The organism is Deltaproteobacteria bacterium, assembly GCA_016875225.1.
In the GTDB taxonomy this organism is placed as follows: domain Bacteria; phylum Myxococcota_A; class UBA9160; order SZUA-336; family SZUA-336; genus VGRW01.
Map to the genome: position 1 here is coordinate 18,546 of VGRW01000045.1, position 8,834 is coordinate 27,379.

An 8,834-nucleotide genomic window follows, 5' to 3' on the forward strand; every position below is an offset into this window, starting at 1 on the left:
GCGCAGCCAGCGAAACGAGCTCTCGGGCGCCGTTGCGAAGCTCGCGAAGGCCGTGCCGTGGAGCTTGCGGCAGATCGAGCAGTGGCAATGGCCAGGGGGGACGGGCTTCGCTCGATCTCGAACGCGACGTCCCCGCAGAGACAGCTCCCGCGCATCACCCGCCCTCCCGGTGTTCGCTCACGCCACGGCCCGAGTCTATCCGGCGCGGCGCATTCGGGCGCTAGAGAAGTGTGGACGCGCTTCGCGCTCGGTCGAGCGGGCAGCCCAGCTCGTTCTGCAGCTCGAGCTCGGCGCCTGGCCGCCCACGAGTCGAAGTCGAAGACGCGAATTGCGGTGGCGGCCACGGCCGTCAGGACGCTTCGATTCCTCATCGCGCGTCTCCGCGGGTGGGGCTGGATCAAGCGAAGGGTGGGGGGCAGGGGAGTCCCCAAGCAAACTCCCGGGCCAGCGCGAGCACGGCGTCTCGCCGCAGGGGAGAGGGGAATGGGCGTGCCGGAGTCCGCGCTTCGTGCGCTGGAAGGAAACTTCTCTACCACGATCGAGGCCCTGGTCCGCCTGGCGCGGGTGCCCGGGATCTCCGCGCACGGATATCCGGCGCACGAGCTCGAGCGCTCGGCCGACGCGGTGGCGCAGGAGATGCGCAGCTCGGGGCTCGAGCACGTCGAGATGGTTCGGATCGGCGGCGCGCACCCGTACGTCGTCGGTGACTGGCTGCACGCGGGCGCGTCGGCCCCGACCGCGCTGATCTACGCGCACCACGACGTGCAGCCGCCCGGGCGGCCCGAGAAGTGGCAGACACCGGCCTTCGAGCCGAGCTTGCGCGCGGACGGCCGGCTCTACGGTCGCGGCGTGGTCGACGACAAGGCCGGGCTGATGGTGCATCTGGCCGCGGTGCGCGCCTGCTTCACGGCCGGCGGCGCGCCACCGCTGAACCTGAAGCTCGTCGTCGAGGGCGAGGAGGAGATCGGCTCGCCCCACCTCGGGGAGTTTCTGCGCGAGCATCGCGAGCGCCTGGCGGCCGACGTGATCCTGCTCTCGGACACGGCCAACCTCGAAGCGGGGGTTCCGTCGCTCACCACGAGCCTGCGCGGGCTGGTCAGCGTCGACGTGCGCGTGCGCGCGCTCGACCACCCGCTGCACAGCGGGATGTGGGGCGGGCCGGTCGCGGACGCCGCGACCGCGCTGGTCCGGCTGCTCGCGCGGCTGGTCGACGATCGCGGCGTGATCCAGATCCCGGGCGTCTACGACGACGTCCGCGAGCTCTCGACCGACGAGCGCGCGCGGCTCGCGCGCCTTCCGTTCGACGAGAAGTCGTTTCGCGAGCAGGCGGGCCTGGTCGCGAGCGGAGCGCTCGCCGGCGAGCCCGGCTTCACGCCCTGGGAGCGGCTCTGGTTCCGCCCGAGCCTGGCCGTGACCGCGCTCGAGGGCGTGCCGCTAGCCAGCGCCGCGAATCAGCTCATGGACGAGGCGTCGGCGCGCGTGGGCCTGCGGCTCGCGCCGAGCCAGGACGCGGCGCGCGCGGCGAAGCGGCTGGTGGAGTTCCTGCGCAGGGATCCACCAAGCGGTGTCGCGGTCGACGTCGGGCTAGGAAGCGCCTCGGGCGGCTGGGAGTGCGCTCCGGCCGGGCCGGCCTTCGACGCGGCGCGAATAGCGCACGAGGCGGCCTTCGGCCGCGAGCTCGCGCTGATCGGCTGCGGCGGCTCGATTCCGTTCGTCGGCCCGTTCGCCGAGGTGCTCGGCGGCGCGCCCGTGCTGCTGCTCGGCCTCGAGGACCCGATCTGCAACGCGCACGGCGAGAACGAGAGCCTGAACGTGGACGACTTCCGGAACGCCGCGCGCTCGGCTCTGCGGTTGTACTTCGAGCTCGCCGCGCGCCTGCGCCCGCGCTAGCCGCGCGCGCCCCAGGAATCCCAGCTGGTGAGGTCGCGGCCGGGAACGCGCGTGGCCCGCTTGAAGTCCCGGCCCTTGAAGAAGGCGACCGGCAGAAGCGCCGTCTGCGTCACCGTCGGCGGGATCCCGAGCAGCTTCGAGATCGCGGCCTCGTGCGCCAGGTGCAGCGTGGTCCACGCCATTCCCAGCCCCCGCGCGCGCGCCGCGAGCATGAACGACCAGGCCGCGGGCAGGATCGAGCCGTAGAGGCTGGCCTGCGCCATCAGGCCCGCGTTCTCGACGCGGCCCTCGACGCACGGAATCACGTGCACGGGAACCTCGTGCAGGTGATCGCCGAGGTAGAGGGCGGACTCGCGGACACGCGCCTCCTGCGCCGCGCGCGGGTCGCCCGGAGTCTTCCAGCGCGGGCCAGCGGATTCCTGCAGCTTCAGGTAGCCGGACAGCGTCTCCTTGTACGCGCGCGCGATCTCGGCGCGCTTGGCGGCGTCGGTGACCACCACGAAGTGCCAACCCTGCGCGTTCGAGCCGGTCGGCGCCTGCAGCGCGATCTCGATGCACTCCGCGATCAGCGCTCGCGGCACGGGGCGCGACAGGTCGAGGCGTTTTCGCACGGAGCGGGTCCGGGTCAGAAGCTCGTCGGTGGCGGCAAGGTCCATGGGTTCCTCCAGGGGCGGAAGTAGATCACGGGCTCGCTTGCTCCGCGACCCTCCGGGCGCGTATAACCAGCGCGCCAACCGAAGGAGAAGCGCGATGAAGGCCGTGGTCACCCGTGAGCTGAACCAGTATTCCGTCGAGGACGTGCGGCTGGATCCGCCCAAGGCCGGCGAGCTGCGCATCAAGATGGGCGCCACCGGCGTCTGCCACTCGGACCTCTCGGTGATCAACGGCACGCTGCCGCTGCCGCGCCCGATGGTGCTCGGGCACGAGGGCGCGGGCGTGGTCGCGGAGATCGGCGCGGGCGTGACGGGCTTCGCGGTCGGCGACCACGTGGTGCTCTCGTTCGCGCCGGCCTGCGGCGTGTGCACGTTCTGCAAGAGCAAGCAGCCGCAGTTCTGCAGCGTCGGCGGCCCCCACGGGCGCATGCTCGACGGCACCGCGCGAATGCACGACAAGAGCGGCGCGGATCTCGGCGTGATGCAGTTCCTCGGCTGCATGTCGGAAGAGGTGATCGTCCCGGCGATCAGCGCGTGCGTGATCGACAAGTCGATCCCGCTCGACAAGGCCGCGCTGGTCGGCTGCGGCGTGATGACGGGCGTGGGCGCGGCGATCAACACCGCAAGAGTGACGCCGGGCTCGTCGGTGGCGGTCTTCGGCTGCGGGGGCGTCGGCCTGTCGATCATCCAGGGCGCCCGGCTCGCCGGCGCCGCGAAGATCATCGCGGTGGACGTCGCCGACAAGAAGCTCGAGATGGCGCGTCACTTCGGCGCGACGCACACCGTGAACGGCTCGAAGGAGAGCTCGGTCATGAAGTGCAAGGAGTTCACAGGCGGCCTGGGCCCGGACTTCACCTTCGAGGCGGTCGGCATTCCCCAGCTCATGATGGAGGCGCACGCGGCGGGCCGCCGCGGAGCGACGACCACGATCGTGGGCGTCGGCAAGATCACCGAGCAGGTGCCCTTCAACGGCCTGATGCTCTCGATGGAGGGCAAGACCATCAAGGGCAGCTTCTACGGCGACACGAACTTCCGATCCGACTTCCCGATGCTGCTCGACCTGTACACCGGCGGGAAGCTGAACCTGGACGACATGGTCAGCGCCACCTACTCGATCGTGGACGCGCCGCGGGCGATCCAGGACCTGGAGAAGGGCGTGAATGCACGCGGGGTGATCGTCTACCGCTAGCGGCGATCACGGGGGCTGAGGCCAGCGCGTAGCGCAGGACCAGCCGCGCCGGATCGGCGATGCACAGCGCCACGCGGGCGTCGCTCGCGTGGCGCTCGAACGCCTTGGCGAGCTGCTCTCGACTGCTGAACTCGAGCGTCGTCACGTCCATCGTCTTCTCTCCTCTTGGTTCTCGCGCGTCTTCTCGGAGAGACTGACTCGCAAGCGGCGTGCCGTCTGCGGCCCTGCGCGATTCGTCACGGGAACGTCCCGGCTGCGCAATCTCCGGGCAGCTCGTGCCCACGGCCCGGTCGGACCCCTAAACGCGCGCCTCGCTCCTGCCGATCCGGCCTCCAATACGCTCGAGGTCGAGACTCGGATGGACGAGCGCGAGAGCCAGAGAGGTCCGTTGGCGCCAATCGCCGATCTGTACGCCGAGATCTGCGCGGAGTTCTCCCGCCAGGGGGCGCTCGGGGTGCTCTACGTCGACTGCTCGGCGCTCGACGAGGTCGAGCGCGTGTACGGCGAGCAGGCCCATTCGGGGGCGCTCGCGGCGGTGGCCGATCATGTCGCCGGCGCATGTCTCGACGTCTTCGGCCGGCGCGAGCCGCTGGCGAGAGGGGAGGCCGGCCGCGGCGAGGTGCTGTGCTTCGCCGCGCGCGAGCCGCGCGACATCGACTTCCACGCCAAGGGCATGCCCGCGCTCGAGCGCGCCGTGCGCGAGCGCCTGACGCGAAACGCCCAGCGTGTCGCCTACCCGTACCTGCGCAAGCTGCCGGTGCTGCCGATCGGCACCGCGTTCGTGCAGCGCAATCCGATCGTCGCCGCGCTCTCCCAGCTGCGCCGCGGCATGGACGAGGCGCGCGACGACGCGAGCCTGAACGCCCGGCTCGAGCGCCGCACGCGGCGGCGCGAGTTCCTCGACGTCCTGGTCCGCGGCAAGCTGCACTCGGTGTACGAGCCGGTGGTCGACGCGAAGTCGCTCACGGTCTTCGGCTACGAGGCCCTGATCCGCGGCACCGAGGGCGGCGCGTTCGCCTCGCCCTTGGAGCTGTTCGGGATCGCGGCCGAGGAGGAGCTGCTCTTCGAGCTCGACTGCCAGTGCCGCCGCGCTGCGATCGAGGGTGCGATCGGCTTCCCGGAAGGCGCGAAGCTGTTCATGAACATCCGCCCGACCGCGATCCACGATCCGAGCTTCCAGCCCGACGCGCTGACGCGCACGCTCGAGCGCTGCGGACTCGCGCCGGGCGACGTGGTCTTCGAGATCTCCGAGCAGGAGTCGATCGAGAACTACGAGATCTTCCGCGAGGCGCGCGACAACTACGGAAAGCTCGGATTCCAGTTCGCGCTCGACGACACCGGCGCGGGCTACGCGAGCCTCGAGGCCGTGCTCGAGCTCGCGCCAGAGTTCATCAAGGTCGACCGCGCGTTCGTGCGCGGCATCGACCAGGACTCCGCGCGCCAGAACATGGTCCGCGCGTTCCAGGCGATCGCGCGCGACATGAACTCGCGCATCATCGGCGAGGGCCTCGACACCCTCGAAGAGCTGCGCACGCTCGGCCAGATGGGCATCCCGTTCGGCCAGGGCTGGCTGTTCGGCAAGCCCGCCCCGCTCCGCGCAGAAGGCGGCTAGAGGGCCGCGCCAGATACACGAAGCCCAGATCTCGACGAGAGGCGGGCCTGTCGCAGGGAACCCTCCGCCAGATCGGGGCCGCGTGAGAGCTGGCGTCGCGTGCGGCGCAGCGCAGTCCCGAATCGCTCGAGCGCTCCGCTCGCTCCTCTTCCTGCACCTCGACCCGCTCGTACTCGGCGGTGAACCGCCGCCGTGTCGCCTTCGCCACCACTTCCGTTTCGCGCACTTCCATCGCGATCGCCATCGTAGATCCCTCGATCGCCCTCGGCACTAGAGTCGGCAGGTCTGGGTGTCTCGGCGACGGTGGCGCGGAGTACGGCGCGGAAATCTGGGTGTCTTCTTGCGCTCCGGGCACGTCCTCCGACAGCGAGACCGATGGCTGGTAGCCCGCCCGCAAGCGCTCCACCGCGTGGCGGAAGCACGCGCCCTCGGCCCGCATCACCCCGTCGACCACAGACCCGCCCGCCTGACACACGCCCAAGCAGTGCCAGAGGTTCTTCGCCGGCGTGGTCACGAGATCCGCGCCCCGCCGCGCCAGCACGATCCCCCGAGCCTCGGCCTTCAGCCGCTCGAGCTCCGCCGCGGGTGTGTTCGCCATCGACTCCCCCTCGCGCCCAAGACCGGTCAAGCCCAAGATCACGGGAGACGTGATTTCCTAGGGTGGACGTCGTCTGTCGAACCCTATATGCATCTGGCGCATCGACGGAGCGAGCACTTTCTCCCGAGGACCCCTAGATGGCCGAAGCCGCCCTTACACTCGACCTCACGATGCCGCGGAAGGCGCAAGCAGCGTCTGCGTTCGGAGAGCGGCTCGCCGAGCTGCGCGCCGAGCGGGGCATCACCCAGATCCAGCTCGCCGAGATGATCGGCTCGAGCCAGCGGGCCGTCTCCGACTACGAGACCGTCGCCGAGTTCCCGACCACTCCCGTCGCCGTCGCGCTCGCCCGCGCCCTCGAGGTCTCGGCCGACGAGCTCCTCGGCCTCGCGCCGCCCAAGAAGAGCCGCGCGTCACAGGAAGATCCCGAGGCGCGCCGGCTCCGGAAGAAGTTCCTGCAGGTGATGCGGCTGCCCGAGAAGGATCGCCGCGCCTTCATCCGTCCGGTCAACTCCCTCGTCGAGACCAAGGGCCGCGAGGCCACCGGAGGTGCGCGATGAGTCAGCCCAAGCGCCAGAGCGACGAAGAGCAGCTGCTCGCCAAGATCCGCCGCCTCCCGCCCGAGCGCGTCGCCGAGGTCGAGGACTTCGTCGACTTCCTGCACGGCCGCGACGAGGAGGGGCGACTCACCCGCGCCGCCTCCCAGCTCTCCGAGGCCGCCTTCGCCAAGGCCTGGGAGAATCCCGACGACGCCGACTATGACCGGCTCTGAGTTCGGGGACCTGGTCCTCGTCCCCTTCCCCTTCACCGACCAGAGCACCACCAAGCGCCGACCCGCCGTCGTCGTCTCCTCCGCCGCCTACCACCGCGAGCGGCCCGACCTCGTGATCCTCGCCGTCACCAGCCAGCTGCGCCCCGTCGCCGGCGTCGGCGAGGCGCTCATCACGAAGTGGCAGGAGGCCGGGCTGCTCCGGCCCTCCGTCATGAAGCCCGTCCTCGCCACCATCGAGCGCGGCCTCGTGCTCCGTACCCTCGGCCGCCTCGCCGACGAGGACCGCGCTGCGCTGCGCCGCGTGCTTGCCGAGATCCTTGGCCCGTAGAGAGCGCCGGCTCTTCCTTTAGCCGCGGTCGCCAGGTTCGGCGCGCTACGCACCCTCCTTGGCGTCCTCGATTCGGGCGCGGACGCGGCCGAGAACGATGTCCCACGCGAAGCCCGCCAGCCCCCCGAGGAGAACCCAGCGCGCGAAGTCCGATCCGCTCGACGTTCCGAGATTGAACGTGACGACGCCGAGCTGCGCCCCGAGGTACACGAAGAAAAAAACCAGAGCGCCCACCGGCGGCTCGAACACGAGGCCGCGCCGGACGCGCTGCTTCAGGGACTGTTGAACCATCTGGATGCTCAGAACGCTGAGCAGCGCGCCGAGCAACCCGCCGCCCAGGGCCCACGGAAGCGCACGGAGCACCGGACGCTCGCTGGAGGAGCACGCCTCGGTCGAGGGGGAGATGAAGAACGGGACGACCAAGAGTCCTACCGCAAGCAGCAGCCAAGCGACGGCGAGCTTGTACTCGCGAGGGCTCCAGATCTCTCCGGTCTTCGGATCGCTCACGAGATGCTCACCCCACCGCCGAGAGGCCGTCTAGACACCTATCGGTGTCGACTGGGAGCAGCCTGCATTCGGCGGCTGTGTCTCCCGCCAACCCCGCGCCGCCGCTCTCGATCCCAGCGAATCCTCCCACTGTTATCTTGCACTACGACCCAAGGCGCTTTCTCGCGCTGTTTCCGTCCGTCGGCACGAGTCGAAACCGGAGCCCGGCCCTCCGAGCCGCAGCAGGCGCGCCACCGCAACGGGCGCAATGGCTGCAGCTCCCGGGGTCAGCGAAGCAGACCTTCTACGGTTTCGGGATCAGCAGAAAAGTCGACCCACTTGAAGCCCGGTACTGCCGCCATCCCCTTGCGCTTCGGATCAAAAGCGAAGACCACGTAGTCGAGATACCCAGCTTTGCTCGCAAGGGAGACCACAGTCATGATTGCGCCCATCGAGACGTCCTCATGAACCAGGATCGCCAAGCGCTTTCCCCTCGCGTCAGCCAGTCCCTTGAGGACTTCGTCCCCCCTCTCGAACCTCGATCTCCCGAGTGATACCGAGTAGCCGAGTTCATGAGGTCCATGCGCTTCGGCGCTCGGTTCGAGGATGGCGACGACGATCCGAGGCGCATCATCGGCAGCACCTCGGGCGATGCTGGAGGGCGCATGAAGCATCAATACGACGGTCGCGATCGCGACTCCCATTGAGCGTCCCATCTCTAGTCTCCCGTATATCGCCGGTAGGTCGGTGAGCTCCTGAACGTGTCCGCGCCAGGGGGCCCGACCTGATCGTGGTGAGCGCCGACCGTCGTCGTGCCGCCCGCTCCATCGTCGGTCGCAACTGCAGCATGGCCCGTGTAGTCGACGCCGCCTGGGATTGGAGCTGCCGCGATATCCCCTGGCTCGGGCACTTCGCCCGGCTTTAGCGTTCTCCAGTCCGGGACGTTTCCCCTTGCAAGTTCGGCCGCCGTCGGACAGCGAGTCGTGGTCCCTCCCTTGCCATCGGGGACCGTTACGGTGGCGGCTGCCCCGCCACTCGCAGCAGCATCACAGGTGAACGCGCTGCATTTGTACGAGTCCTTCGGGTACTGAGGTGAGTGGTAGCTGCCGTAGTCGTACGGGCTGGTAGCCCCACTCTGGCCGGCGGCCCAATCGGCGACGGCCTTTCGCTTCCGAACATTTGCTGAGCTTCCCTCTTCCAGTCCGAGGGGATCGAAGAAGCGAAGCGGGTTGTTCCGCGCGTAGCGATAGACGTTGATCCCGCCTGCCTGCCCGATGGGATCGGCGGAGACGTAGCGTCCCGTGCCCGG

The 8,834-nt window shown here is 69.7% G+C and carries 10 protein-coding genes; 6 read left to right on the forward strand and 4 right to left on the reverse strand.

Going from position 1 to position 8,834, the window contains the following annotated elements:
* The first annotated feature begins 483 nt into the window (after positions 1-483).
* Positions 484-1,890 (forward strand): M20/M25/M40 family metallo-hydrolase, encoded by a 1,407-nt coding sequence (locus tag FJ108_11765; GenBank protein ID MBM4336570.1) that lies wholly within the window; start codon positions 484-486, stop codon positions 1,888-1,890.
* Here FJ108_11765 and FJ108_11770 read toward each other — a convergent pair.
* Positions 1,887-2,546, reverse strand: a complete 660-nt coding sequence (locus FJ108_11770) for a nitroreductase family protein (protein ID MBM4336571.1) — start codon at positions 2,544-2,546, stop codon at positions 1,887-1,889. The two genes, FJ108_11765 and FJ108_11770, sit on opposite strands and share 4 nt — an antisense overlap.
* On the opposite strand from FJ108_11770, the gene FJ108_11775 reads away from it, so the two are divergent.
* From FJ108_11775 to FJ108_11795, 5 genes are all read left to right on the forward strand, one after another.
* Positions 2,443-3,732, forward strand: coding sequence for a Zn-dependent alcohol dehydrogenase (locus tag FJ108_11775; GenBank protein MBM4336572.1), 1,290 nt, complete (start codon positions 2,443-2,445; stop codon positions 3,730-3,732). The two genes, FJ108_11770 and FJ108_11775, sit on opposite strands and share 104 nt — an antisense overlap.
* 388 nt (positions 3,733-4,120) lie before the next feature.
* Positions 4,121-5,344: an EAL domain-containing protein gene (locus FJ108_11780; GenBank protein ID MBM4336573.1), complete on the forward strand. Its 1,224-nt coding sequence runs from the start codon at positions 4,121-4,123 to the stop codon at positions 5,342-5,344.
* Between the two features lie 735 nt (positions 5,345-6,079).
* The gene (locus tag FJ108_11785) at positions 6,080-6,499 is read left to right on the forward strand and encodes a helix-turn-helix transcriptional regulator (protein ID MBM4336574.1); all 420 of its coding nucleotides are present in this window, start codon (positions 6,080-6,082) and stop codon (positions 6,497-6,499) included.
* A complete protein-coding gene (locus FJ108_11790) occupies positions 6,496-6,711 on the forward strand; it encodes a DUF2281 domain-containing protein (GenBank protein ID MBM4336575.1) in 216 nt (71 codons plus the stop codon). The genes FJ108_11785 and FJ108_11790 overlap by 4 nt, the downstream gene beginning before the upstream one ends.
* On the forward strand, positions 6,698-7,039 hold the full coding sequence (locus tag FJ108_11795) for a type II toxin-antitoxin system PemK/MazF family toxin (GenBank protein MBM4336576.1): 342 nt from the start codon (positions 6,698-6,700) through the stop codon (positions 7,037-7,039). The genes FJ108_11790 and FJ108_11795 overlap by 14 nt, the downstream gene beginning before the upstream one ends.
* A gap of 45 nt (positions 7,040-7,084) precedes the next feature.
* On the opposite strand, the gene FJ108_11800 is transcribed toward FJ108_11795, so the two are convergent.
* From FJ108_11800 to FJ108_11810, 3 genes are all read right to left on the reverse strand, one after another.
* Positions 7,085-7,546: a hypothetical protein gene (locus FJ108_11800; protein MBM4336577.1), complete on the reverse strand. Its 462-nt coding sequence runs from the start codon at positions 7,544-7,546 to the stop codon at positions 7,085-7,087.
* A gap of 266 nt (positions 7,547-7,812) precedes the next feature.
* A complete protein-coding gene (locus FJ108_11805; GenBank protein ID MBM4336578.1) occupies positions 7,813-8,241 on the reverse strand; it encodes a hypothetical protein in 429 nt (142 codons plus the stop codon).
* A gap of 2 nt (positions 8,242-8,243) precedes the next feature.
* Positions 8,244-8,834, reverse strand: a 591-nt coding sequence (locus tag FJ108_11810) for a hypothetical protein (GenBank protein MBM4336579.1), incomplete at its 5' end; no start/stop codon positions are given.

Excerpts from the sequence above, each read along its gene's own strand:
- FJ108_11790 (MBM4336575.1), top strand. The coding sequence starts at position 6,496 with ATGAGTCAGCCCAAGCGCCAGAGCGACGAAGAGCAGCTGCTCGCCAAG.
- FJ108_11775 (MBM4336572.1), top strand. The coding sequence starts at position 2,443 with ATGCACTCCGCGATCAGCGCTCGCGGCACGGGGCGCGACAGGTCGAGG.
- FJ108_11770 (MBM4336571.1), bottom strand. The coding sequence starts at position 2,546 with ATGGACCTTGCCGCCACCGACGAGCTTCTGACCCGGACCCGCTCCGTG.
- FJ108_11785 (MBM4336574.1), top strand. The coding sequence starts at position 6,080 with ATGGCCGAAGCCGCCCTTACACTCGACCTCACGATGCCGCGGAAGGCG.
- FJ108_11795 (MBM4336576.1), top strand. The coding sequence starts at position 6,698 with ATGACCGGCTCTGAGTTCGGGGACCTGGTCCTCGTCCCCTTCCCCTTC.
- FJ108_11765 (MBM4336570.1), top strand. The coding sequence starts at position 484 with ATGGGCGTGCCGGAGTCCGCGCTTCGTGCGCTGGAAGGAAACTTCTCT.
- FJ108_11805 (MBM4336578.1), bottom strand. The coding sequence starts at position 8,241 with ATGGGACGCTCAATGGGAGTCGCGATCGCGACCGTCGTATTGATGCTT.